This is a genomic window from Tepidimonas sp. HKU78, assembly GCF_049860815.1.
Taxonomy (GTDB): domain Bacteria; phylum Pseudomonadota; class Gammaproteobacteria; order Burkholderiales; family Burkholderiaceae_C; genus Tepidimonas.
In genome coordinates, this window is the sequence record NZ_CP187547.1 from 1,509,007 (window position 1) to 1,532,889 (window position 23,883).

General features: G+C 66.8%; 26 protein-coding genes. 15 read left to right on the forward strand and 11 right to left on the reverse strand.

What is annotated here, in order from left to right:
- The first annotated feature begins 42 nt into the window (after window positions 1-42).
- The gene (gene ilvD, locus ACPYIS_RS07595) at window positions 43-1,953 is read left to right on the forward strand and encodes a dihydroxy-acid dehydratase (protein WP_424894786.1); all 1,911 of its coding nucleotides are present in this window, start codon (window positions 43-45) and stop codon (window positions 1,951-1,953) included.
- Between the two features lie 16 nt (window positions 1,954-1,969).
- Here the strand turns inward: ilvD and ACPYIS_RS07600 are convergent, their stop codons facing one another.
- On the reverse strand, window positions 1,970-2,236 hold the full coding sequence (locus tag ACPYIS_RS07600; RefSeq protein ID WP_299018929.1) for a hypothetical protein: 267 nt from the start codon (window positions 2,234-2,236) through the stop codon (window positions 1,970-1,972).
- Window positions 2,237-2,343: 107 nt separating this feature from the next.
- On the opposite strand from ACPYIS_RS07600, the gene lgt reads away from it, so the two are divergent.
- Both lgt and ACPYIS_RS07610 read left to right on the forward strand, forming a co-directional pair.
- The gene (gene lgt, locus ACPYIS_RS07605) at window positions 2,344-3,138 is read left to right on the forward strand and encodes a prolipoprotein diacylglyceryl transferase (RefSeq protein ID WP_424894785.1); all 795 of its coding nucleotides are present in this window, start codon (window positions 2,344-2,346) and stop codon (window positions 3,136-3,138) included.
- 2 nt (window positions 3,139-3,140) lie between these two features.
- On the forward strand, window positions 3,141-4,685 hold the full coding sequence (locus ACPYIS_RS07610) for a malonate--CoA ligase (protein WP_424894784.1): 1,545 nt from the start codon (window positions 3,141-3,143) through the stop codon (window positions 4,683-4,685).
- A gap of 16 nt (window positions 4,686-4,701) precedes the next feature.
- Here ACPYIS_RS07610 and ACPYIS_RS07615 read toward each other — a convergent pair whose 3' ends face one another.
- From ACPYIS_RS07615 to modA, 4 genes are all read right to left on the reverse strand, one after another.
- Window positions 4,702-5,145, reverse strand: coding sequence for a universal stress protein (locus ACPYIS_RS07615; protein WP_299018935.1), 444 nt, complete (start codon window positions 5,143-5,145; stop codon window positions 4,702-4,704).
- A 104-nt stretch (window positions 5,146-5,249) separates the two neighbouring features.
- Window positions 5,250-6,446, reverse strand: a complete 1,197-nt coding sequence (locus tag ACPYIS_RS07620) for an ABC transporter ATP-binding protein (protein WP_424859641.1) — start codon at window positions 6,444-6,446, stop codon at window positions 5,250-5,252.
- Window positions 6,443-7,123, reverse strand: coding sequence for a molybdate ABC transporter permease subunit (gene modB / locus ACPYIS_RS07625; protein WP_299018939.1), 681 nt, complete (start codon window positions 7,121-7,123; stop codon window positions 6,443-6,445). Before modB ends, ACPYIS_RS07620 begins: the two co-directional genes overlap by 4 nt.
- 19 nt (window positions 7,124-7,142) lie before the next feature.
- Entirely contained in the window at window positions 7,143-7,982 is an 840-nt protein-coding gene (modA, locus tag ACPYIS_RS07630) for a molybdate ABC transporter substrate-binding protein (RefSeq protein WP_299018941.1), read from the reverse strand.
- A gap of 77 nt (window positions 7,983-8,059) precedes the next feature.
- Between modA and ACPYIS_RS07635 the strand changes: the two genes are divergently transcribed.
- The 10 genes from ACPYIS_RS07635 (at window position 8,060) to ACPYIS_RS07680 (ending at window position 16,633) form a co-directional block, all read left to right on the forward strand.
- Window positions 8,060-8,482 (forward strand): winged helix-turn-helix domain-containing protein, encoded by a 423-nt coding sequence (locus ACPYIS_RS07635; RefSeq protein ID WP_299018943.1) that lies wholly within the window; start codon window positions 8,060-8,062, stop codon window positions 8,480-8,482.
- 62 nt (window positions 8,483-8,544) lie between these two features.
- Window positions 8,545-10,956, forward strand: a complete 2,412-nt coding sequence (locus ACPYIS_RS07640) for a heavy metal translocating P-type ATPase (RefSeq protein ID WP_425973458.1) — start codon at window positions 8,545-8,547, stop codon at window positions 10,954-10,956.
- Between the two features lie 14 nt (window positions 10,957-10,970).
- On the forward strand, window positions 10,971-11,108 hold the full coding sequence (gene ccoS / locus ACPYIS_RS07645; RefSeq protein ID WP_299018948.1) for a cbb3-type cytochrome oxidase assembly protein CcoS: 138 nt from the start codon (window positions 10,971-10,973) through the stop codon (window positions 11,106-11,108).
- 72 nt (window positions 11,109-11,180) lie between these two features.
- Entirely contained in the window at window positions 11,181-12,617 is a 1,437-nt protein-coding gene (ccoN, locus tag ACPYIS_RS07650; RefSeq protein WP_299018950.1) for a cytochrome-c oxidase, cbb3-type subunit I, read from the forward strand.
- A 19-nt stretch (window positions 12,618-12,636) separates the two neighbouring features.
- On the forward strand, window positions 12,637-13,332 hold the full coding sequence (gene ccoO / locus ACPYIS_RS07655) for a cytochrome-c oxidase, cbb3-type subunit II (RefSeq protein ID WP_299018952.1): 696 nt from the start codon (window positions 12,637-12,639) through the stop codon (window positions 13,330-13,332).
- A 12-nt stretch (window positions 13,333-13,344) separates the two neighbouring features.
- Entirely contained in the window at window positions 13,345-13,482 is a 138-nt protein-coding gene (locus tag ACPYIS_RS07660; protein WP_299018954.1) for a cbb3-type cytochrome oxidase subunit 3, read from the forward strand.
- A 22-nt stretch (window positions 13,483-13,504) separates the two neighbouring features.
- Window positions 13,505-14,410 carry a cytochrome-c oxidase, cbb3-type subunit III gene (gene ccoP / locus ACPYIS_RS07665; RefSeq protein WP_424894782.1) on the forward strand — a complete coding sequence of 302 codons (906 nt, stop codon included), beginning with the start codon at window positions 13,505-13,507 and terminating at the stop codon, window positions 14,408-14,410.
- Between the two features lie 85 nt (window positions 14,411-14,495).
- Window positions 14,496-15,914 carry a cytochrome c oxidase accessory protein CcoG gene (ccoG, locus tag ACPYIS_RS07670; RefSeq protein ID WP_424894781.1) on the forward strand — a complete coding sequence of 473 codons (1,419 nt, stop codon included), beginning with the start codon at window positions 14,496-14,498 and terminating at the stop codon, window positions 15,912-15,914.
- A 66-nt stretch (window positions 15,915-15,980) separates the two neighbouring features.
- Window positions 15,981-16,274, forward strand: a complete 294-nt coding sequence (locus ACPYIS_RS07675) for a nitrogen fixation protein FixH (RefSeq protein ID WP_299022632.1) — start codon at window positions 15,981-15,983, stop codon at window positions 16,272-16,274.
- 35 nt (window positions 16,275-16,309) lie between these two features.
- On the forward strand, window positions 16,310-16,633 hold the full coding sequence (locus tag ACPYIS_RS07680) for a hypothetical protein (protein WP_299022634.1): 324 nt from the start codon (window positions 16,310-16,312) through the stop codon (window positions 16,631-16,633).
- Here ACPYIS_RS07680 and fnr read toward each other — a convergent pair.
- Entirely contained in the window at window positions 16,608-17,330 is a 723-nt protein-coding gene (gene fnr / locus ACPYIS_RS07685) for a fumarate/nitrate reduction transcriptional regulator Fnr (RefSeq protein ID WP_424859638.1), read from the reverse strand. The two genes, ACPYIS_RS07680 and fnr, sit on opposite strands and share 26 nt — an antisense overlap.
- Before the next feature lie 210 nt (window positions 17,331-17,540).
- Between fnr and hemN the strand changes: the two genes are divergently transcribed.
- Both hemN and ACPYIS_RS07695 read left to right on the forward strand, forming a co-directional pair.
- The gene (hemN, locus tag ACPYIS_RS07690) at window positions 17,541-18,935 is read left to right on the forward strand and encodes an oxygen-independent coproporphyrinogen III oxidase (protein ID WP_425974106.1); all 1,395 of its coding nucleotides are present in this window, start codon (window positions 17,541-17,543) and stop codon (window positions 18,933-18,935) included.
- A 43-nt stretch (window positions 18,936-18,978) separates the two neighbouring features.
- Window positions 18,979-19,650 (forward strand): sulfite exporter TauE/SafE family protein, encoded by a 672-nt coding sequence (locus ACPYIS_RS07695; protein ID WP_299022645.1) that lies wholly within the window; start codon window positions 18,979-18,981, stop codon window positions 19,648-19,650.
- On the opposite strand, the gene ACPYIS_RS07700 is transcribed toward ACPYIS_RS07695, so the two are convergent.
- The 5 genes from ACPYIS_RS07700 to ACPYIS_RS07720 are packed head-to-tail and all read right to left on the reverse strand — an operon-like array spanning window position 19,619 to window position 23,779.
- Window positions 19,619-20,575 carry a DMT family transporter gene (locus ACPYIS_RS07700; RefSeq protein WP_424894780.1) on the reverse strand — a complete coding sequence of 319 codons (957 nt, stop codon included), beginning with the start codon at window positions 20,573-20,575 and terminating at the stop codon, window positions 19,619-19,621. The genes ACPYIS_RS07695 and ACPYIS_RS07700 overlap by 32 nt on opposite strands.
- Window positions 20,572-22,191: an L-aspartate oxidase gene (nadB, locus tag ACPYIS_RS07705; RefSeq protein WP_424859637.1), complete on the reverse strand. Its 1,620-nt coding sequence runs from the start codon at window positions 22,189-22,191 to the stop codon at window positions 20,572-20,574. Before nadB ends, ACPYIS_RS07700 begins: the two co-directional genes overlap by 4 nt.
- 36 nt (window positions 22,192-22,227) lie before the next feature.
- Window positions 22,228-23,076 carry a segregation and condensation protein A gene (locus ACPYIS_RS07710; RefSeq protein ID WP_424859636.1) on the reverse strand — a complete coding sequence of 283 codons (849 nt, stop codon included), beginning with the start codon at window positions 23,074-23,076 and terminating at the stop codon, window positions 22,228-22,230.
- Window positions 23,073-23,285, reverse strand: a complete 213-nt coding sequence (locus ACPYIS_RS07715; RefSeq protein ID WP_299022656.1) for a DUF3460 family protein — start codon at window positions 23,283-23,285, stop codon at window positions 23,073-23,075. Before ACPYIS_RS07715 ends, ACPYIS_RS07710 begins: the two co-directional genes overlap by 4 nt.
- A 35-nt stretch (window positions 23,286-23,320) precedes the next feature.
- On the reverse strand, window positions 23,321-23,779 hold the full coding sequence (locus tag ACPYIS_RS07720; protein ID WP_425973460.1) for a SulP family inorganic anion transporter: 459 nt from the start codon (window positions 23,777-23,779) through the stop codon (window positions 23,321-23,323).
- Between the last annotated feature and the right edge of the window lie 104 nt (window positions 23,780-23,883).

Consider the following 23,883-nt stretch of genomic DNA (forward strand, 5'->3'; position numbering starts at 1 on the left):
CGCCGCGTTATCTTGGCTTGACTGCAAAACCCGAGCGTGACCATGCCCACCTACCGTTCCCGCACCACCACCGCCGGCCGCAACATGGCTGGCGCCCGCGCGCTGTGGCGCGCCACCGGCATGAAGGATGGCGACTTCGACAAACCCATCATCGCCGTGGCCAATTCGTTCACCCAGTTCGTGCCGGGGCACGTGCACCTGAAGGACTTGGGCCAACTCGTGGCTCGCGAGATCGAGGCGGCCGGCGGGGTCGCCAAGGAGTTCAACACGATTGCGGTCGACGACGGTATCGCCATGGGCCACGATGGCATGCTGTACTCGCTGCCCAGCCGTGAGCTCATCGCCGACAGCGTCGAGTACATGGTCAATGCGCACTGCGCGGACGCGCTGGTGTGCATCTCCAACTGCGACAAGATCACGCCCGGCATGCTGATGGCGGCGCTGCGCCTGAACATTCCGGTGGTGTTCGTCTCGGGCGGGCCGATGGAGGCTGGCAAGGTGCGCCTGGCCGTGCCGGGTGAGCAGACGGTGCAGATCAAAAAGCTCGATTTGGTCGATGCCATGGTCATGGCCGCCAACCCCGACGTGGACGATGCCACGGTGGCCGAGGTGGAGCGCTCGGCGTGTCCGACCTGTGGCTCGTGTTCCGGCATGTTCACCGCTAACTCGATGAACTGCCTGACCGAGGCGCTGGGCCTGTCGCTGCCCGGCAATGGCACGGTGCTGGCCACCCACGCCGACCGCGAGCAGCTGTTCCGGCGCGCCGGGCGCCTGATCGTCGAGCTGGCACGGCGCTACTACGAGCAGAATGACGAGCGCGTGCTGCCGCGCAGTATTGCAACCTTGCGCGCCTTCGAAAACGCGATGACGCTCGACATCGCCATGGGCGGCTCGACCAATACCGTGCTGCACCTGCTGGCCGCGGCGCAGGAGGCACAGGTGCCCTTCACCATGGCTGACATCGACCGCCTGTCGCGCCGCGTGCCCACCCTGTGCAAAGTGGCGCCCAACACCAACAAGTACCACATCGAAGATGTGCACCGCGCCGGTGGCATCATGGGCATACTGGGCGAGCTCGACCGCGCTGGCTTGCTGCACACTGACGTTCCCACGGTACACAGCGCCACGCTCAAAGACGCCCTCGACGCCTGGGACGTGATGCGTCAGCCCAGTGAGGCGGTGCAAACCTTCTACCGCGCGGGACCCGCCGGTATTCCGACCCAGACGCCGTTCAGCCAGGACACGCGTTGGCCGTCGCTGGACTTGGACCGCCGCTCGGGCTGCATTCGCAGCGTCGAGCACGCCTATTCCCGCGATGGCGGGCTGGCCGTGCTCTATGGCAACCTGGCGGTCGATGGTTGTATCGTCAAGACGGCGGGCATCGACGAGAGCATGTTCGAGGCCGAGCAGCTGCGCTACACGACCAGCGTGCCGACCTCGGTGCTGCGCGTCTTCGAGGGGCCGGCGCGCGTCTTCGAGAGCCAGGATGCGGCGGTCGAAGCGATCTTGGGCGACCAGATCCGCCCGGGGGACGTGGTCGTGATTCGCTACGAGGGGCCGCGCGGCGGGCCGGGCATGCAAGAGATGCTCTACCCGACGTCCTACCTCAAGTCCAAGGGCTTGGGCAAGGTGTGCGCCTTGCTGACCGACGGGCGCTTCTCGGGCGGCACCTCGGGGCTGTCGATTGGGCATGTCTCGCCCGAGGCGGCGGCGGGCGGCACCATCGGCTTGGTGCGCGACGGCGACCGCATTCGCATCGACGTCACCGGGCGCTCGATCGAGCTGCTGGTCAGCGACGAAGAGCTGGCCCGCCGGCGTGCCGAGCAGGACGCCAAGGGCTGGAAGCCCGCGCAGCCGCGCGCCCGCAAGGTGTCGGCCGCACTCAAGGCCTACGCGATGCTGGCCATGTCGGCCGACAAGGGAGCGGTGCGTGACCTCAGCCGGCTGGACTGAGCGGCCGCTGCCGCCGTCATCCGGCGTCGGTGTGGTTCTGGCGCCGACGCGCCTGGTGGGTGCGCTGCAGCGCCTGCACCAGCACGTACACTTGCAGCATGTCCAAATGGGGGTAGTGCTCGCGCAGGGTCAGGATGGCCTGATGCACCATGGGAACCCCCCGAATGCCGCGCTGCGGATCGAGGAAGGGCAGACAACGTTCGTAAGCATCCTCGAAGATGTCGCGCAATGCCGTGTCCCGGCGGCGTTCGCGTGGCGCCTTGTCCGCAATCGTGGTGGGCATGGTGACTCCCGTCAGGTTGGTTGTGGGTCGTTGTGGTTCGGGTCTGCGCGTCATGGTAGCGCGGAACCGCCCCGGTGCCCAAACCCGTTCGCGACAGGAGGCCGGGGATGTTGATGCATCCGGGCTGGGACCCCGTGGCGGTGCGCATTGGCCCGCTGGCCGTGCACTGGTACGGGTTGATGTACCTGGTCGGTTTTGCGCTGTTCGTCTGGTTGGGGCGGCGGCGCCTGCGGCACGAACCCTACCGCAGCCTGGGCTGGCAGCCGCGTGACGTGGAGGACATGCTGTTTTGGGGCGTGCTCGGGGTGATCCTGGGCGGGCGGCTGGGCTACGTGCTGTTCTACAAGCCGCTCGACTATTTGGCCGATCCGCTGCAGATTTTTGCCGTCTGGCAGGGGGGGATGAGCTTTCACGGTGGGCTGCTCGGGGTGCTGATCGCGCTGGCCCTGTGGGCGCGTCGGCACGGGCGGCCGTGGCTGCAAGTCATGGACTTTATCGCGCCGTGCGTGCCGACGGGGCTGGCGGCCGGGCGCATCGGCAACTTCATCAACGGTGAGCTTTGGGGTCGGGTGGCCAGTCCGGACCTGCCGTGGGCGATGGTGTTCCCGGGCGCTGGCCCCTTGCCGCGACACCCCTCGCAGCTGTATCAGGCGGTGCTGGAAGGGGTGTTGTTGTTCGTGCTGCTGTGGCTCTACGCGCGCCAGCCGCGCCGCCTGGGCGAGGTCTCGGCGGCCTTTCTGACGGGCTATGGGCTGCTGCGATTCGCGGCGGAGTATTTTCGTGAACCCGACGCCCACCTGGGCCTGCTGTCGCTGGGCTTGAGCATGGGGCAGTGGCTGAGCCTGCCGATGGTGCTGGCGGGCGTGGCGCTGTGGTTCTGGGCGCGCCGGGCTGCTCGATGACCATGACCATGACCAATCTGTACGACGCCCTGCGTGCGGCCTTTCCGGCGGACGGGGATGCCTGGGCCATCGAGACCGGCGATGGCCTGGTCTACACCTGGCGCGACCTCGACCGGGGCAGCGCCATGATTGCCAACCTGTTGGCCAGCCTCGATTTGCCGCCCGCGTCTCGTGTGGTGGCGCAGGTCGACAAGTCGGTCGAGGCGCTCATGCTGTACTTGGCGACGCTGCGCGCCGGTCACGTCTACGTGCCGCTCAACACCGCTTACCAGCCGGCAGAAGTCGAATCCTTCATCGCCGATGCCGAACCGGCAGTCGTGGTGTGCGTGCCCGAGCGCTTCGGGTGGGTCAGCAAGCTCGCCTTCCGGGCCGGTGCGCGCGCGGTGTTCACGCTGGGTGCCGATCGCAGTGGCACGCTGCTGGAGCGCGCGGCGCACCAGTCGGACGAACAGGGTCCGGTGGCGGTGGGCGCGCAGGCGCTGGCCTCCATCATCTACACCAGCGGCACCACGGGGCGCAGCAAGGGCGCCATGCTCACGCACGGCAACCTGTTGGCCAATGCTCAGGTGTTGCACGACTATTGGGGCTGGCGTGCGGGTGACGTGCTCATCCACGTGCTGCCCACGTTTCACGTGCATGGGTTGTTCGTGGCGGTGCATGGCGCGCTGCTCAACGGCAGCCCCATGCTGTGGGCGGCCCGGTTCGATGCGCGCACCGTGCTGGGCTGGTTGCCGCGCGCCACGGTCTTCATGGGCGTGCCCACGCTCTACACCCGCTTGTTGGCCGAGCCAGACCTCACGCCCGAGCGCTGCGCGTCCATGCGGCTGTTCATCTCCGGCTCGGCCCCGCTGCTGACCGAGACCTTCCACGCCTGGCAGGCGCGCACCGGCCACACTATCCTGGAGCGATACGGCATGAGCGAGACCCTTATGCTGACCTCCAACCCGTATGGGCCGGATCCGCGCTATGGCGGGCAGGCCGAACGCCGCGCCGGCACGGTGGGTTTTCCGCTGCCCGGGGTGGCGTTGCGCATCGCGGGCGACGACGACCGCCCGTTGCCGGTGGGTGACGTGGGCGGCGTGCAGGTGCGCGGCCCCAGCGTCTTTCAGGGCTACTGGCGCCTGCCCGACAAGACGCGTGCCGAGTTCACCGCCGATGGCTGGTTTCGCACCGGCGACGTCGGCTTCGTCGACGCGCGCGGGTATCTGACGCTGGTCGGGCGCAGCAAGGATTTGATCATCAGCGGCGGCTACAACGTCTACCCGGCCGAGGTCGAGGGCGCCATCAACGAGCTGCCCGGCGTGGCCGAGAGCGCGGTGATCGGCGTGCCGCACCCCGATTTCGGCGAAGTCGGGGTCGCGTTGGTGATTCCCCGCCCCGGCGCCCAGCCCGACCCGGAGGCGATCCTGGCGGCGCTGCGCACGCGGCTGGCCAACTATAAAATCCCCAAGCGCTGCGCGATCGTGGACGAGCTGCCGCGCAACGCGATGGGCAAGGTGCAAAAGAACCTGCTGCGCGAGCGTTGGCGCGACACCTTCACTGCTTGAAGCGCCCCGCGCGCCGTCAGCGCAGCACCAACACGGGCGTGTGGGAGTGCGTCAACACCTGTTGCGTCTCGCTGCCCAGCAGCAGGCGCTTGAGCCCCCGGCGCCCGTGCGAGGCCATCACGATCAGGTCGCATTTGTGGCGCTTGGCCGCAGCGATGATGGCTTCGGCGACCAGGTCCGACTTGACCGTGAGGGGCTTGACCTTGACCTGCCGCGGCTGGGCCCGGGTCTTGACCGCCTGCACCGTCGCGCGCGCTTCGTCTTCCCATTGCTTTTCGATCTGGCGCACCTCGGCCGTGCCCAGCGCCACCCCCCCTTCGAAGTAGGTCTGTGGGTAGCGCGGTACCACGCGCAGCGCCACCAGCTCGGCACCGGTCAGGTCGGCCAGGGCGATGGCGTGATCGACGGCACGGTCCGACAGCTCCGAGCCATCGGTGGCTACCAGAATGCGTTGGTACATGGGTGACTCCTCATCCGTTTTTTGAGACAGCGCCAGCGTAACCGCGCCGCCCGTCACCGATTTGACCCACGTCAAGCGCCGCGCAGAGCGCGCGTGTCCGCGTCTCAGGGGCGCCGCGTGGGCATGACGTGCACCCAATCGGGATCCAGCCGCACGCACAACCGCTGGCCCTGCTTCAGCCCCGTGCGTTGCGCCCCGGCCAGCGTCAGGCGCAGCCGCGTGCCCGGCACCTCGGTCAGCGTCAGGGTCGCCAGCGACAAGTCGCCCAGGTAGCGCAGCTCGGCGACCTGGGCACACAGCACGCTGGGGTTGCCAGGGGCGACCGGCGCATCGAGCAGGTGCAGCCCGTCGGCCTGGATGATCCAACTGACCCGCTGACCCGCGGGGATCCGGCCCTTGTCAGGCACGCGCAGGCGCCGTACGGGGGCGTCGGCGTCGCTGTCGTCGGCCAGCCAGCCCAGCCAGCCCATGCCAGGTTGGTCCTCGCACGGGCCCAGCCACACGCCCTGAAAGCGGTTTTGTACCCCCAGCAGGTCGGCCACGCGGGCGTTGCGCGGGCTGCGGTACAGGCGCGCCGGGCTGCCTTGTTGCAGCACCTCGCCGCCATCCATGACGGCCAGCGTGTCGGCCAGGTGGCGGGCCTCCTGCAAATCGTGGGTGACCAGCACGATGGGGATGTGCAGGTCGGCGCGCACGTCGGCCAGCGTGCGATAGAGGTCTTGCCGCAGCATCTGGTCCACGGCGGAAAACGGCTCGTCGAGCAGCAGCAGCCGCGGCGCGCGCGCCAGCGCGCGCGCCAGCGCGACGCGTTGCTGTTGCCCCCCGGACAGGGCTGCGGGGCGGCGCGCCTGCTGCTCGCGCGTCAGCTGTACCCGGTCCAGCCACTGCCGTGCCTGCGCCAGGCGCTGCGCCCGCGGCAGATGCAACAGCGCCAGCGCCACGTTGTCCAGTGCGCTCAGGTGCGGCATGAGGGCATAGTGCTGAAACATCAAGCCGACGCGGCGCTGCTGCGGCGGCAGGTGGATGCCAGCCTGCGTGTCGGACCACACCTGGCCATCCACGGCCACGTGGCCCTCGCTAGGGCGCAGCAACCCGGCCAGGATGCGCAGCAGCGACGTCTTGCCCGCACCCGAGCGCCCCACCAGGGCCAGCAGCTCGCCGGGCGGGCAGTGCAGCCGGGCGTGCACGCGCATCGGTCGATCTTGCTGTACCTCGACCCACAGGCCTTGCGTTGCTGCCGCCTGCGAGGCAGCAAGGGCATACGCTCCGTGCGCATCGTGAGACACGGACGCTGCGCTCATGACTGGCGCTCCCCGCGGGCGCGCGTCAAGCGCGCAGTGGCCACGAAAGAGGCCGCCACGGCCACCAAGGAGAGCAAAAAGAGCAGTCCCGCCATGCGATTGGCATTCTCCAGGTCGAACGCCTGCACGCGGTCGTAGATCGCAATCGCGATGGTCTTGGTCTCGCCCGGGATGTTGCCGCCCATCATCAACACCACGCCAAACTCACCCAGGGTGTGCACGAACGTCAAGATGCACGCCGAAAGGATACCCGGCCACGCCAGCGGAAGTTCCACCCGCCACAGTGTCGACCACGTCCCCAAACCGCTGACGTGCGCGGCCTCGATCAGCCGCGGATCGATCGACTCGAAGGCGCGCTGTATCGGCTGCACGATGAACGGAATATTGAAAACGATCGAGGCGATGAGCAGCCCTAGAAAATTGAACGTCAGCGCGACACCCCATGTCTCCTGCGCCCAGCGCCCGATAGGCGACGCGCCGCCCAACCCCACCAAGAGGTAGTAGCCCAGCACCGTGGGTGGCAAAACCAGGGGCAGCACCACGGCCGCTTCGATCAGTACCTTGCCCGCAAACTGGCGATACGCCAACCAACGACCCAGCCACAGTCCCACGGGCAGCAGCACGAGCAGAGTAGCCGTCGCCAACTCCAGCGATAGGGTCAACGCCTGCCAATCCATCCTGCCTCCGAACTGGCGTTCAGCGGGGCATTTCGAAACCGTATCGCTTCATGATTGCCTGTGCGGCGGGCGACGCGATGAAATCGTAGAACGCATCCGCTTGCGGCGGCGCCCCGGTGATGACCGCCATGCGTTGCGCCAGCGGCTGATGCCACTGGGCTGGGATCAGGTCGAAAGACCCGGTGCGCGCCACCTGGGGCGCCAACGCCAGCGACAGTGCGATGATGCCGCCCTGAGTGCTGCCAGAAGTGGCAAACTGCGCCGTCTGCGAGATGTTTTCACCCAGCACGAGAAACGGCTGGATCTCAGACCACAGTCCGGCGTGCTGCAGCGCTTCGCGCGCCCGCATTCCGTAGGGCGCATGCTCCGGGTTGGCAATGGCAAATTTTTTGAGCCGGCCATCACGCAGGGCAGCGCCCAAATCCTTGAGGCTGCCATCGGCTTTGAGCGGCGAGCCGTGTGGAACCATGATCCCGATGCGCCCGTAGGCGTAGAGCCGACCGCGGTCGCGCGTTTTGCCCGCATCGGCCAGCTTGAAGACGAACCCCTCATCGGCCGACATGAATACATGAAACGGCGCGCCTTGCAGAATCTGTGAGTAAAAATTGCCCGAAGACCCCAGCACCAACCGCACTTTGTACCCCGTCTGGCGCTCAAAGATCACACCCACCTCCTCGAGCGCGAACTTCAAATCCGACGCCGCGGCCACCGTCAAAGCGGTGGGCGATTGGGCGCGTGCCGCGACGGGAGAGGCTATGGCCAGCGTGGCGGCGGCCCATTGCACGAAGGCGCGGCGGTGGAGGGAAACCGTGGCACCCGAGCATCGGACGACAGACGCGTCGGCGCGAGCGTGGTTCATCCAATATCTCCTGTAGGCGATATCTACAGCTAAGTATAACCATAAAATCGGACGTGCATATGGGGGGCTGCACTGCCATGACATCTCAACTCCTTGCAGCGGCGGACGGTTCGGACCGCCCGCGCTTTCGCATTCAGGTCAAACACGCGATCGCCATCGGACCTGGCAAGGCGCAGCTGCTCGCGCTGATCGACGAGTGCGGCTCGATCGCCCAAGCCGCACGTCGGTTGGACATGAGTTATCAGCGCGCCTGGACGTTGGTCCATGCCATGAACCAGCATTTCGTTGGCCCTTTGGTCGCCAAGCACCGGGGGGGAGGGCAAGCGCGCGGTGCCCAACTGACCCCGCTGGGGAGGGAAGTGCTGCAGCTGTACCGCCAGATCGAGTCCGAAGCGGCGCGGGCGATCACCCCCTATCTGTCCCGCTTGGAGGGCTTGATCCGTACCGACGTGGTACCGCAGACGCGCCAAGCGACGCGAATCGAACGCGGTGGGGGTTAACCCCGATTCGTCATTTGACACTAATCAAACCAAGGTTGATGTCATTTCCGTAAGCTCCGCGCATGTCTGGAGTTGCGCCTTCCGCGGATCATGTACCTGCATCCGTTGTGCAGGCGGACGGGACGTCGCATTTACTCGGTGAGCACCGAGGGCCGCTCGTGGTGGCCGACGATTTTGCGGTGCTCGACGACCCCCTGGAGCAACAGGCATTCACCCAGGCAAGCGAGGCCGACGACGGTTTCGTCAACGAGTCGGTCCTGATGGTGCAAGGCATGTACTGCGCGGCGTGCGCCGATACGGTGGAGTCTGCCCTGGCGCGCTGCCCCGGTGTGCTCGAGGCGCAAGTCCATGCTGCCACTCGGCGCCTGACGCTGCGCTGGGATCCGGCGCGTACCCGTTTGTCCGAGCTGGCGCAGGCCGTCGGCCGCACCGGCTACCGGCTGCTGCCGATGCAGCAGGCGCTGGGCGTGAGCGAGCGGGTGAAGGAAACCCGCCAGGCCCTGTGGCGGCTCTTCGTCGCCGGTTTTTGCATGATGCAGGTGATGATGTACACCTGGCCGGAGTACGTCACCGCGCCGGGGGAAATTCCCGCCGACATCGTGCAACTGTTGCGCTGGGCGTCGTGGGTGCTCAGTTTGCCCGTGATGCTGTTTGCCAGCGGGCCGTTTTTTGCCAGCGCGTGGCGCGATCTCCGGCAGGGGCGCATCGGCATGGACACGCCGGTGTCGATCGGCATTTTGGTCACGTTCGTCGCCAGCAGCTTGGCCACGTTCGACCCGACCGGGCCTTGGGGGCAGGACATCTGGTTCGATTCGCTCACCATGTTCGTCTTCTTTCTGCTCGGCGGACGCTACTTGGAGCTCAAGTTGCGCGACCGCACGGCCGGCGCGCTCGACGCGCTCATGAATCGCCTGCCCGAGCAGTGCGAACGGGAGCGCCCCGACGGCACGGTCGAGCGCGTCTCCCTCAAGCGTTTGCAGGTGGGTGACGTGGTTCGCGTCGAAGCGGGACAAGCGTTTCCGGGTGACGGCACAGTGCTCAGCGACGCTGCCACCGTGGACGAGGCGCTGCTGACTGGCGAGTCGCATCCCATCACGCGCCGCCGGGGTGGCGCGGTCGTTGCCGGTAGCTACAACCTCGGCGGCACCGTGCGCGTGCGCATCGACCGCCTGGGCCGCGACACGCGGTTTGCGCAAATCGTCTCGCTCATGGAGCAGGCGAGCACGGAAAAACCGCGCCTGGCGCGGCTGGCGGATCGCATTGCCGCGCCGTTCTTGGTGCTGGTGTTGCTGGCCGCCGCCCTGTCGGCCCTGCTGTGGTGGAGCGTCGATCCGCACCGCGCGGTGGCCACGGCGGTGGCGGTGCTCATCGTCACCTGTCCGTGCGCCTTGTCGCTGGCCACGCCAGCTGCCATGTTGGCCTCGGCCGGGGCGCTGGCGCGGCGCGGCATCTTGACGCGGCGCCTGCAAGCCTTCGAGGCGCTGGCCGCCGTCGATACCGTGGTATTCGACAAGACCGGCACCCTGACGCAAGACCGCGTGGTGGTGCGCGAGGTGCGCGTGCGCGACGGCTGGACGGTCGAGCGTGCCCTGCGCGCGGCCGCGCCGCTGGCCCGCGCTTCGCTGCACCCGGTGTCGCGCGCCCTGGTGGCGCGGTTCGAAGACACCGCCACCGGCGATGGCCCGGCGCCGCTGCTGGAGGTGGCGGAAACCCCAGGGCGCGGGTTGACCGCCCGCGACACCGAGGGGCACGAGTGGCGCTTGGGGTCGGCCGCGCACTGCGGGTTGGACGAGGCCGCGTTGGTTCAGGCCGGGCGCAGCGTGGCGGACATGCCGTGTGCGTATCTGGCCGATGCGCATGGCTGGGTGGCGACGTTCGTGCTGGACGAAGGGGTGCGCCCCGATGCGCGCGCAGCGATCGAGCGGCTGCGCGCACTTGGTTTGCGGGTGCACTTGCTGTCGGGTGACCGGCTCGGGGCGGCGCTGCGCGTGGCCCGTCCGCTGGGGATCGACACCGCGGTTGCCGAGGCCAGCCCCGAGCGCAAGCTCGAACAAGTCGCCCGCTGGCAGGCGGGGGGGCACCGAGTGGCGATGGTGGGCGACGGACTCAACGACGGGCCGGTGCTCGCCCGCGCCGACGTGTCGTTTGCGCTGGGGCATGGCGCGCCGTTGACGCAGACCCGGGCCGATTTCGTGGTGCAAAGTGGTCGGCTCAGCGACGTCGTGTTCGTGGTCGAGCAGGCGCGCGCGACGATGCGCATCGTGCGCCAAAATCTGGCCTGGGCCGCCGGCTACAACGCCATCAGCGTGCCGTTGGCCTTGGTGGGCTGGATGCCTCCTTGGGCGGCAGGCCTGGGGATGGCGGCCAGTTCCTTGCTCGTCATCGGCAATGCCATGCGGCTGTCGCGCATGGTGGCCAAGGCACTCTCCAACGGCCTCCCCGCCGTTGCCGCTCCCACCCCCACCCCTGTCTGACGACGCCCCCCACCATGGAAATCTTGTACCTGCTCATTCCCCTGTCGGTCGTGCTCGTGCTGCTCATCATCGGCGTGTTCTGGTGGGCGCTGCAGTCTGGCCAGTTCGACAACATCGAGCGCGAGGGCGAGCGCATCCTGCGCCAGGATTGACTTAAGTCAAGGGCGCGCAAGGCCTCGTCCCGGATACTGCGCGCGAAAGATTTTCTCAACAGGAGTGTTCCTATGTCTGCAACCACTGCGGGATCCCACGGAGGGGTCTACAACGACAAGGTCGTGCGGCAGTTCGCCATCATGACCGTGGTCTGGGGCATCGTCGGCTTTCTGGTCGGCGTCATCATTGCCGCCCAGCTGGCGTGGCCCGAGCTCAACTTCGGCATCGAGTACCTGACGTACAGCCGCTTGCGACCGCTGCACACCAACGCGGTGATCTTCGCCTTTGGCGGCAGTGCCCTGTTCGCCACCGCGTACTATGTGGTGCAGCGCACTTGCCAGACCACTCTGTTCGCGCCGGCGTTGGCCTCGTTCACGTTCTGGGGCTGGCAGGCGGTCATCGTGCTGGCCGCGATCACTCTGCCCCTGGGCATCACCAGCGGCAAGGAGTACGCGGAACTCGAATGGCCTATTGACCTGCTGATCGCAGCCGTTTGGGTGGCCTTCGCGGTGGTCTTCTTCGGCACCATCGGCACCCGTAAGGTGCGCCACATCTACGTGGCCAACTGGTTCTATGGCGCCTTCATCATCGCCGTGGCCATGCTGCACATCGTCAACAGCGCGGCCATCCCGGTGAGCTTCTGGAAGTCCTATTCCGCCTACGCCGGGGTGCAAGACGCCATGGTGCAGTGGTGGTACGGCCACAACGCCGTGGGCTTTTTCCTCACGGCCGGCTTCCTGGGCATGATGTACTACTTCATCCCCAAGCAGGCCGAGCGCCCCGTCTACAGCTACCGGCTGTCGATCGTGCACTTCTGGGCGTTGATCTTCACCTACATGTGGGCGGGTCCGCACCACCTGCACTACACCGCGCTGCCCGACTGGGCGCAGTCGCTGGGCATGGTGTTCTCGCTCATCCTGCTCGCGCCGTCCTGGGGCGGCATGATCAACGGCATCATGACGCTGTCCGGCGCGTGGCACAAGCTGCGTGATGACCCGATCCTGCGCTTCCTGATCGTGTCGCTGTCGTTCTACGGCATGTCCACGTTCGAAGGACCGATGATGTCGATCAAGACCGTCAACGCCCTGAGCCACTACACCGACTGGACCATCGGCCACGTGCACTCCGGTGCCCTGGGCTGGGTGGGCTTGGTGACCATGGGCTCGATGTACTACCTGATTCCGCGCCTGTTTGGGCAAAAGCAGATGTACAGCGTCAAGGCCATCGAGCTGCACTTCTGGGTCGCCACCATCGGCATCGTGCTCTACATCGCCGCCATGTGGATCGCCGGCGTCATGCAGGGCCTGATGTGGCGTGCCGTCAACCCCGATGGGTCGCTGACCTACACCTTCGTCGAGTCCGTCAAGGCCAGCTATCCGTTCTATGTGATCCGCTTGCTGGGTGGCGTGCTGTACCTGGCTGGCATGTTCGTGATGGCGTGGAACGTCTGGAAGACCGCCACGCAGGGCAAGATCGAGCCCGTGGCCATCCCCGCCCCGGCTCACTGATGGAGGAAAGGGAAACACCATGGCTGCACAAGACCACAAGCCCAGCGGTCACGAGCGCATCGAGACCAACAATTTCCTCATGATCGTCCTCATCACGCTGGTGGTATCGGTCGGGGGGTTGGTAGAGATCGTCCCGCTGTTTTTCCAGCACTCGACCACCAAGCCGATCGAGGGCGTCAAGCCCTACCCGGCGCTGCAACTGGCCGGGCGCGACATCTACGTGCGCGAGGGTTGCTATGTCTGCCATTCGCAGATGGTGCGTCCGTTCCATGCCGAGACGCTGCGCTATGGCCCGTACTCGGTCGCGGGTGAGTTCGTCTACGACCACCCGTTCCAGTGGGGCTCCAAGCGTACGGGTCCGGATCTGGCGCGCGTGGGCGGCCGCTACTCGGACGAGTGGCACCGGGTGCACCTGATCAACCCGCGCGACTTGGTGCCCGAGTCCAACATGCCCGCCTACCCGTGGCTGGAGCGCCGCACGGTGGACGCCGAGTCGCTGCCCGCCAAGATGCAGGCGCTGCGCAAGCTGGGCGTGCCCTACACGGATGAAGAGATCGCCAAGGCGGTCGAGGAGGTGCAGGGTAAGACCGAAATGGAGGCGCTGATTGCGTACCTGCAGGGATTGGGCACCGCGCGCTCGTGGGACAAGCTGGCCAAGCCCCAGGCAGCGCAGGCGGCACAGGCCGATGCGCCCAGCACCGTGACCCAGCAATGACGGAGGCCGACCATGGACGTCAATGACCTGCGCGTCATCGTCACGGTGCTGAGCCTCGTGACTTTCGTCGGCATCTGGGCATGGGCCTGGTCCAAGAAAAACCGGGCCCGGTTCGAGGAAGCGGCACGGCTGCCGTTCCAGGACGAGTGAGCCCTGACAGGAGAGCATCATCATGAGCGATTTCATCAGCGATTTCTGGCATCTCTTCGTGGCCGGGGTCACCCTCGTCAGCATCTTGGCGTGCGCCTTCTTCCTATGGGCGAGCGGCAAGACGCGGGTGATCGCCGCGGCCGACAACACCACCGGGCACGTCTGGGACGGCGACCTGCGCGAGATGAACAACCCCTTGCCGCGGTGGTGGGTGTACCTGTTCATCATCACGGTCGTGTTTGCGTTGGCCTATGGACTGCTGTACCCCATGTTCGGCAAGTCGCAGGGCCAGCTAGGGTGGTCGTCCCATGGTCAGTGGGAAGTGGAGCGCAACAAGGCGCTGGCAGCGGTGGAGCCGCTGTACGCCAAGTTTCGCGGCATGGACCCGAAGGACTTGGCCAAAGACCAGCAGGCCATGGCCGTGGGGGAGCGCCTGTACATGAACTACTGCGCGCAGTGCCACGGTTCGGATGCCCGCGGCAGCAAGGGCTTCCCCAACCTGACGGATGCCGACTGGCTGGGCGGTGACGGTAGCCCCGAGTACATCCACAAGACAATCGTCGAGGGCCGGCAGGGCATCATGCCGCCGATGGCTGCCGCCGTCGGCACGGCTGAGGATGTCCGCAACCTCGCTCACTACGTGTTGAGCCTCTCAGGTAGCCCACACGACAGCGTTCGTGCTTCGCAGGGGGCGGCCAAGTGGGGCGCGTGCGCGGCCTGCCATGGCGCGGACGGCAAAGGCATGCATGCCACCGGCGCGCCCAACCTGACCGATCAGATCTGGTTGCACGGTTGGGGGGAGGAGGCGATCGTCCGCGCGATCGAGAAGGGTATCAACAACGTGATGCCGGCGCAAAACGCGCTACTGACGCCGGACCAGATCCACGTGCTGACGGGCTACGTCTGGAAGCTGTCGAACGCGAACTGAGGTTTGTTCAAAGTCAAACCCTTGGGCATCCGGTCGGGGTACCATACTCCGACCGGTTTTTGTTTCGCCGGCACGAGGTGACTCCATGAACACGGCCGCCAACATTCCCAGCTCTGCCTCCACCGACGAAGCGGTGGAGATTTCCCTGTACGCTGCGCGCAAAAAGCTCTACCCGCGTTCGGTGACGGGTACGTTCGCTCGTTGGCGTTGGGTCTTCGTCTGGCTGACGCAGCTCGTCTTCTATGGGTTGCCCTGGCTGCAATGGGGGCAGCGGCAGGCGGTGCTGTTCGATCTGGAGGCGCGCCGGTTCTACATTTTCGGGCTCGTGCTGTATCCGCAGGATTTCATCTACCTGACGGGTATTTTGGTGGTGTCGGCGCTGTCGCTGTTCCTGTTTACCGCCATCGCCGGCCGGCTGTGGTGCGGTTACGCGTGTCCGCAGACGGTGTACACCGAGATTTACCTGTGGATGGAAAAGCTCTTCGAGGGTGACCGTTCGGCGCGCATGCGACTGGACCAAGAGCCCTGGAGCCTGCGTAAGCTGGCACGCAAGGGCGGCAAACAGATCGCATGGATTGTGTTCGGTCTCTGGACCGGGTTTACGTTTGCGGGTTATTTCACGCCCATCCGTGAGTTGGGCGCTGCCGTCCTCGAGTGGAACCTGGGTCCGTGGCAGACCTTCTGGATTTTCTTCTACGGTTTTGCCACTTACGGCAACGCGGGCTACATGCGCGAGCAGGTCTGCAAATACATGTGCCCGTATGCGCGCTTCCAGAGCGCCATGTTCGACAAGGACACGATGATCGTGACCTACGACGCCGAGCGCGGCGAGCCGCGCGGCGCGCGCAAGAAGTCGGCTGACCCGAAGGCGTTGGGATTAGGTGACTGCATTGACTGCACACTGTGCGTGCAGGTGTGCCCCACCGGCATCGACATCCGCAATGGTCTGCAGTACGAGTGCATCGGTTGCGGTGCCTGCGCCGACGTCTGCGACGAGGTGATGGAGAAGATGGGCTATCCCAAGGGGCTGGTCAAGTACTCGACCCAAAACGGCATGGCCAACCACTGGAGCCGCGCCCAGATGATCCGCCGGGCGTTTCGTCCGCGCGTCTTGATCTACAGTGCCATTTTGCTCACCATCGTGGCGGCGCTCGGTGTCAGTCTGTGGATGCGGGTACCGCTCAAGGTCGACGTCATCCGGGACCGTGGCGCGCTGGCCCGCATGGTCGAGATGGGCCGGATCGAAAACGTCTACCGCGTGCAGTTCATGAACGCGTCCGAGTCCGAGCGCGAGCTGCAGGTGGCGGTCGAGGGCTTGCCGGGGGTGACGCTCGCGTCGGATCCCGTCGTACATCTGCTGCCCACCGAGGTGCGCTCGGTGCCGGTACGTGTGCAGGTTCCCCCGGGGTTGCAGCCCGGCTCTCACCCCATCGTTATGACTTTCCGCACCGCCGACGGCTCGATCGCCATGCGCGAGAAAACCACCTTCCTGATACCCCGATGACCCCCCAGGGTATTCGGGTTGATCCGTATCCCAAAGTACTCGCCAAAGGCCTACACTATGTCCACCATGTCTGGTACGCCCTCCGCGTCATCCGCCCCTTCCCGACCCTGGTACCGCGAGCCCATGGTCTGGATGGTCATCGGTGGCCCCTTGGTGGTCGTGATCGCGTCCATCGTGACGGTCACGATCGCCGTGCGCAATCCAGACCCCGTGCTGCCGCGCGAGGCGATGCCGGCGCCGGTCGCGGTCGCGCCGGAGCGCATGACGCCGGAGGAGCGCCTGCAGGCCGAAAAAGCGGTGCTGCCTGCCAACCAGGCGCGTAACCACGTCGTGTCCCCGACGTTGCCTAAAGACGATTGAGGCGGCGCGGGGCAACAACAAAGAGGAGACTGTCGATGCTGGCCCAACGCGTGATGTGGATTGCTTGGCCCGCTTTTTTGATGGCGGCTGTGATCGAAATGGTGGTGTTCGCCTTCGTCGATCCCCACGATCTGCACTGGGCGGGCGAATCGCTCGGTTGGTCGCGGCAGGCGGTCTACACGGTCGCGTTCTTCATTTTTTGGGCGCTGACCATGGCGTCGAGCGCGCTTACCACGCTGTTGTCGCTGTCGCCGTGGGAAATCAACCGCTGCCCGGTGCCGCCAGATCAGCGCCCGGCTGACTGCGCGCGCAACGCGCCGCTCAACTCCCCGCTTAATTCTCCTCGCGGCTCTGGTTGACAATGGCCGCGAGCGCGTCCGGGTCGAGGATGCGAACGTAGCGCTGCTTGACTTCGATGATGCCCTCGTCCTGAAAGCGCGAAAACGTACGACTGACCGTCTCGAGCTTCATTCCCAGGTAGCTGCCGATTTCCTCGCGCGTCATGCGCAACACCATCTCGGTGCGTGAAAAGCCGCGCGAATGCAGGCGCTGCACGAGGTTGAGCAAAAAAGCCGCCAGTCGTTCTTCGGCGCGCATGCTGCCCAGCAATAGCATGACGCCTTGATCGCGTACGATCTCGCGGCTCATGATGCGGTGTACGTGGTGCTGCAGCGTGCTGAACTCGCGCGAGAGCTGCTCGAGCTTGTCGAATGGCAGCACGCACACCTCGGCGTCTTCGAGCGCCACGGCCGAGCACGAGTGCTTGTCCTGCACGATGCCATCGAGCCCCAGGATTTCGCCCGCCATTTGAAACCCGGTGACCTGATCGCGGCCGTCCGCCGTCGTGACCACGGTCTTGAAAAATCCGGATCGTACCGCGTACAGCGACGTGAAGCCGTCGCCCGCGGCAAACAGGGTCCCGCCCCGCCGCACCCGGCGACGCGTGCTGATCAGGTTGTCGAGCTGCTCCATCTCGTCCGGCTTGAGGCCGACCGGGATGCAGAGCTCGCGCAGGTTGCAGCTGGAGCAGGCGACCTTGATGCTGTGCAGATCCATGAGGCGATGGGGGCCGGTGTGAGGCAGAGGTGGGTGAAACGAGGCGCAGACTCGCCATGAACGATATGCGCCCGATCATAACAACCCGATGCGCGTGCCGCCCCGTGCGGTGGGCCCATGCCCTGCAGGGTTTTGGGGAACGTCGCTCCCGCAGGGGGTTTGACTCACGTCAACCCACGCAAGGCTACGCTGGTGCACAGTTCGTCGCCTATGGAGCTGCCCGCCGTGAAACACGTCATCGACGAAGATCTGCTGCGCCGGTTCGACATTCCGGGCCCGCGCTACACGTCCTACCCGACGGCGGACCGGTTTGTCGAAGCGTTTACCGAGCGTGACTACGTGCAAGCCCTGCAACAGCGGCGAGCGGGGTCGCTGGCGCTGCCGCTGTCGGTGTATGTACACATCCCGTTTTGCGAGTCGCTGTGCTACTACTGCGCATGCAACAAGGTGGTGACCAAGCACCACGAACGCGCGGCGGAGTACCTGCGCTACCTGTCGCGCGAGCTGGAATTGCAGACCGAACACGTCGGGCGCGGGCACCGCGTGACGCAGCTGCACCTTGGGGGGGGCACGCCGACCTTCCTCAGCGACGCGGAGTTGTCCGACCTGATGGCGATGATCCGGCGCCACTTCGAACTCGTCCCTGGGGGCGAGTATTCGATCGAGGTCGACCCCCGCACGGTGACCGCGCAGCGCTTGGCCCATCTGCACCAACTGGGGTTCAACCGCCTGAGTTTTGGCGTGCAGGACTTCGATGGCGCGGTGCAGCGGGCGGTGCACCGGATTCAGCCGGCCGAGCAGGTGTTCGCCCTCGTGGCCGCGGCGCGCGAGATCGGCTTTGAGTCGGTCAACGTCGACCTCATTTACGGACTGCCTCAGCAGACCCCAGAGTCGTTTCGGCGCACGCTCGAGCTCGTCGAGCGCCTGCGGCCGGATCGCATCGCGCTCTACGCTTATGCGCATCTGCCGGCGCGCTTCAAGCCGCAGCGGCGCATCCACGCGGCGGAGTTGCCCAGTCCGGCGGACAAGTTGGCCATGTTGTCGCTGTCGCTCGACCATCTGAGTGCCGTGGGTTATGTGTACGTGGGCATGGACCATTTTGCGTTGCCCAACGATGCGCTGGCGGTGGCCAAGCGGCAGGGGCGGCTGCGCCGCAACTTTCAGGGCTACAGCACGCAGCCCGATTGCGACCTGATCGCGCTGGGGGTATCGGCCATTGGCCGCATCGGCGCCACCTACAGCCAAAATGCCAAGACGCTGGAGGAGTACTACGACGCGCTCGACCAAGGGCGGCTGCCCATCGTGCGCGGGCTGGCGCTGACGCGCGAGGATCTGTTGCGCCGCAGTGTGATCATGGCCATCATGTGCCAGGGGTTGGTCGATTTCGAGTCGATCAATCTGGCGCACCTGATCGATTTTCGCCAGCACTTCGCGCGCGAGCTGGAGCAGCTGCGCGCGTTCGAGCGCGATGGGCTGGTACGCATCGGCGATGCCCACATCGAAGTGACGCCCACGGGCTGGTATTTGGTGCGCGCCGTCGCCATGGTGTTCGACCGCTACTTGCAGGTCGATCAAGACCGGGCGCGGTTTTCCAAGATCATTTGAGGTGCTACCGGCAGGCCCAGCCGCGGGCTGTTAGCATCGTGCCATGCTGACCTCGATGACGCTGTCGGCCCTGGTGATGGGGCTGGTCGGCGGCCCGCACTGCGTGACCATGTGTGGTGCCGCCTGCGCGGGTATTGCCCGTGCCGCTGGCCCGCACCCGCAGCGGGCGCTGTGGACGTGGCAGTTCAGCCGGCTGGCCGGCTATGCGCTGCTGGGGGCGTTGGCGGGCGGCACGGTACAGGGCATGGGCTGGCTGGGGCAGCAGACCGCGGTGCTGCGGCCGGTGTGGACCATGATGCACGTGGCGGCGTTCGTGCTCGGGCTGGTGCTGCTGTGGCAGGCGCGGCAGCCGGCCTTTCTGGATGGCTGGGCGCAGGCCGTCTGGCGGCGGGTGCGCCCGGTCATGGCCCGCTTGGGCGCGCGCGCGCCCGTGGCGCTCGGGCTCGGCTGGGCGTTGATGCCCTGTGGGCTGCTCTACTCGGCGCTGCTGGTGGCGTCGTTGTCGGCGTCGGCGTTATCGGGCGCTGCCATCATGGCCGCGTTTGCCATCGGGACCATGGTGTCGCTGGCGGCAGGGCCGTGGCTGTTGCTGCGGCTGGCGCAGGCGCGCTCCGGTGGCTGGGGCATCCGCTTGGCCGGGTTGGCGCTGGCGGCCACGTCCGGCTGGGCGTTGTGGATGGGCATCACCCAGCCGACGGGTCTGTGGTGCGCGTAGGCGTGCGCCCGGGCAGGGTCGCCACCACCAGCCCCACCAGCGCCACGCCAAACGCCAGCCACTGCAGCGGCGTTAGCCGCTCGCCCATGAACAGCACACCGATCGTGGCCGCGCTGACGGGCAGCATCACGGTGAATACGCCAGCCCGGGCGGCGGGTACGTGGCGCAGGCCCGTCATCCACAGCCACACCGTCCAGACGCTGGCGGCCAGGCCATAAAATAGCAGCAGCGCCCACAGGCCCAGCGACAGCAGCGCCCAGCCGTCGAAGCGCAGCGCGGCCCACAGGCCCAGCGGCGTCATGAGCGCCAGGCCCCACAGGTTGATGATCGCCGCGATGCGCCGCGCGCCCAGTTGACCGGTCAGCCGCTTGCCGATGACGACGTAGGCGGCCTCACACACGACAGCGGCAAAGACCAGCGCGTTGCCCCACAGTGGCAGCGGCACGCCCAGCCACATGCCGTGCGCCGCGGCGGCGCCGGGGGCGGCCTTGTCGAGCGAAAACAGCCCGATGCCGACGGCCGCCAAGACCACCGCGGTACCGGATCGCATGTCCAGCCGCTCGCGCAGGAAGAGCGCCGACTGCAGCGCGACCACGGCGGGAATGGCCGCCATGATGACGCCAGCGGCGCTGGCCGTGGTCAGGCTGACGCCAAACAGCATGCACAGCGAAAACAAAAAATTGCCCAGCAGGGCCTGTAGGAAGAGCAGCCCGTGCGTGTGCCGGTCGAGCGCCGGCTCCGACGCCGGTTTGCGCAGCCAGTGCACCATGGCGGCCGCGCCGATCAGGTAGCGCAGCCACGCCAGCAGGAACACCGGCAGCGCCGCCACCAGCGGTTTGGACAGGGCCACGTAGCTGCCCACCAGTGCCATGCTGGCCGCCAGCGACCCGTAGGCCAGCCATGGGGTAGCAGGGCGGGCGCTCATCGGGCGTCGGGCGTGAGGAGGGTGGGTCGCGCCTGCGGCAGGGTGTAGGGGTAGTCGCGGCTATAGTGCAGGCCGCGGCTTTCCTTGCGCAGCTGGGCGCAGCGCACGATCAGGTCGGCCACTTGCACCAGGTTGCGCAGCTCCAGCAAGTCGCGGCTGACGTGAAAGCGCGCATAAAACTCCTGGATTTCGGCCTGCAGCAGGGCGATGCGGTGCGCGGCGCGCTCCAGCCGCTTGTCGGTACGCACGATGCCCACGTAGTCCCACATGAAGCGGCGCAGCTCGTCCCAGTTGTGGCTGATGACGACTTGCTCGTCGGCGTCGATGACGCGGCTGTCGTCCCACGGCCGCACGGGCGCTGTGGGGATGCGCGCTTGCGCCGCCATGTCACGCGCGGCGGCGCGGGCAAACACCAGGCATTCCAGCAGCGAATTGCTGGCCAGCCGGTTGGCGCCGTGCAGCCCGGTGTAGCTGGCCTCGCCCACACAGTACAGGCCGGGCAGGTCGGTGCGGCCGCGCAGGTCGGTCACCACCCCGCCGCAGGTGTAGTGGGCAGCAGGCACCACCGGGATGGGCTCACGCGTGATGTCGATGCCCAGCTCGGCGCAGCGTTGGAGGATGTTGGGAAAATGCTCGTGCAAAAACGCCGCGGGCTGGTGCGAGATGTCGAGATAGACGCACGGGATGCCGTGCTTTTTCATCTCGAAGTCGATGGCGCGTGCCACGATGTCGCGCGGTGCCAGCTCGGCGCGCGGGTCGTGGTCGGGCATGAAGCGGTGGCTGCCCAGGTGGGGGGGCAGCTTGAGGATGCCGCCTTCACCGCGCACGGCTTCGCTGATCAGAAAGCTCTTGGCCTTGGGGTGGTACAGGCAGGTGGGGTGGAACTGGATGAACTCCATGTTGGCTACCCGGCAGCCCGCTCGCCAGGCGGCGGCGATGCCGTCTCCCGTGGCCGTGTCCGGGTTGGAGGTGTAGAGATACACCTTGCCTGCGCCCCCCGTGCACAGCACCGTGTGCGGGGCGGCAAAGACCTCGATGGTGTCGGTGGCCTCGTCCAGCACATACGCGCCCAGCACCCGCCGCGGCAGTTCGCGGCGCGCGGCGTGGCGGTCGCTCAGGATCAGGTCGACCAGCGCGTGGGTTTCGAACACGTCAATGTGACGGGCGGCACGCACCCGCTCGATGAGTGTTTGCTGGATGGCCGCGCCGGTCGCGTCCGCCGCGTGCACGATGCGGCGCGCGCTGTGGCCACCCTCGCGCGTCAGGTGCAGGCCGTCGCCTTCGGCCGTGAAGGGCGTGCCCAACTCGCGCAACCAGGCGATCGCCTCGGGTGCGTGCTCGACCGTGAAGCGCGTGGCGGCCGGATCGCACAGGCCGGCACCCGCGATCATCGTGTCTTGGATGTGCTGCTCGAAGCTGTCGTCGTCGGCCAGCACGGCGGCGATCCCCCCCTGGGCCCAGCCGCTGGAGCCGTCTGCGATGGAGCGTTTGGTGACGATGGCCACGCGCCAGTCGCTGGGCAGCAGCAGGGCCGTGGCCAGTCCGGCCAGACCGCTGCCGATGATGAGCACGTCGTAGTCGCGTGGTGGGGCCGGGTTCGGGGTGGAATCGGTCATGGTGGCGGCGTGGTCAAGCGGTATGGGCGTGTCCGGTCAAGAGGGCACGTAGGCCAAGCGGACGTAGATGGGGGCGTAGGCCTCGGCCTGCGTCAGCTCGATCAGGTGTTCCTTGGCCAGCTCGAGCATGGCAACGAAGGTGACCACGGCCACCGCCACACCGCGCGCGGGGTCGAACAGCTCGGTGAACTCGACGAAGCGGCGCCCCTGCAGCGCGCGCAGCACCGCGCTCATCGACTCGCGTACCGACAGCGTCTCGCGCGTGATGGTGTGCCGCTGCGCGAGTCGGGCCCGGCGCAGGATATCACGCCAGGCCGCCCGCAGGTCGTCCACGCACACCTCGGGCCAGCGCGGGGTGAGCGACTGCTCGATGTGCACCTGCGCGCGCCAGAAATCGCGCCCGAGTTGCGGCAGCGCCTCGAGCTGGCGCGCGGCCAGCTTGATTTGCTCGTACTCCAGCAGTCGGCGCACGAGTTCCGCGCGCGGGTCCTCGGGCTCCGTGCCGTCGGCGCTGGGCGTCGGGGGCAGCAGCATGCGCGACTTGATCTCGATGAGCATGGCCGCCATCAGCAGGTATTCGGCAGCGAGTTCGAGGTTGCGCTGACGAATCTGCTCGATATACCCGAGATATTGGCGCGTGACCTCGGCCATGGGGATGTCGAGGATGTTGAAGTTTTGCCGCCGGATCAGGTACAGCAGCAGGTCCAGCGGTCCCTCGAACGCCTCGAGAAAGACCTCGAGCGCATCCGGCGGGATGTACAGGTCCTGCGGCAGCGCAAACAGGGGCTCGCCGTACAGGCGCGCGATCGCGACCTGATCCACCACGGCCGGTGGGTCGGTCGCTGGCGCGGGCGCAGGCGGGAGCTCGGCCAATGGGCCGTTCACTTCAGCGACGGCTCGGTTTGGTAGACGTAGGGCTTTTGCGGCACGCGGGCGTGCTGCGCTTCGCGCCAGAAGTCGCGATCCTGCGGCCGATCCCACAGCAGGGCTCGGCCCGCGCGCTGTTCGGCCTCCAGGCTGGGCTTGTTGCGCTTGAGCGATTCGAGGAACTGGGTGGCGTCCGAGACGTAATCAGGCAAACCAAGCGGGTTCATGGTGGTGCGCAATCCAACAAAACGACGCGCGCATTTTAGGCGGGCCCCGCCGTGGATGGGTCGGCGCAGGCAGACCAGCCATGCACGCGCTCGAGAAAACCGCTGCGCTGCATCAGCGACAGCGGCTGCGCGTGCAGCTGCTCGATGACGAGGGTACCGCCGCGCCGCTCGATCGTTTGGGCGAGTGATTCCAGCGCATCGAGCCCCTGGTTGGGATCGTGTTTGCGCCCGGCGTGCAGCTGATCGGCGACGCGCGCGCACAGCAGGGATTCGATGGCGCCCAGCGCGGCGATCGTCAGCGTGGGCATGACCAGTTGGCGAACGGTGTCCCAACTGACATCGGGCCACACCAAAGTCGGCAGACTCTGGGGAATGCCGCCGAAGCGGCTGCCGATGGTTTCCACCGGCCAGTCGAGCCAGGCGGCCAGTAGGCTGAGGGTGACGAGCACCACCACGGGCGCGGGCAGGCGCGACGTGGCACGCAGCGCCGACACGCCCTCCAGGGTCTGCAGCCGCTGGCGAAAGGCGGAATCCTGGGCCCAGAGCCGGGGCCAGATAATCGGGGCCGGTACACAAACAACAGCAGCCCGGCGCAGAA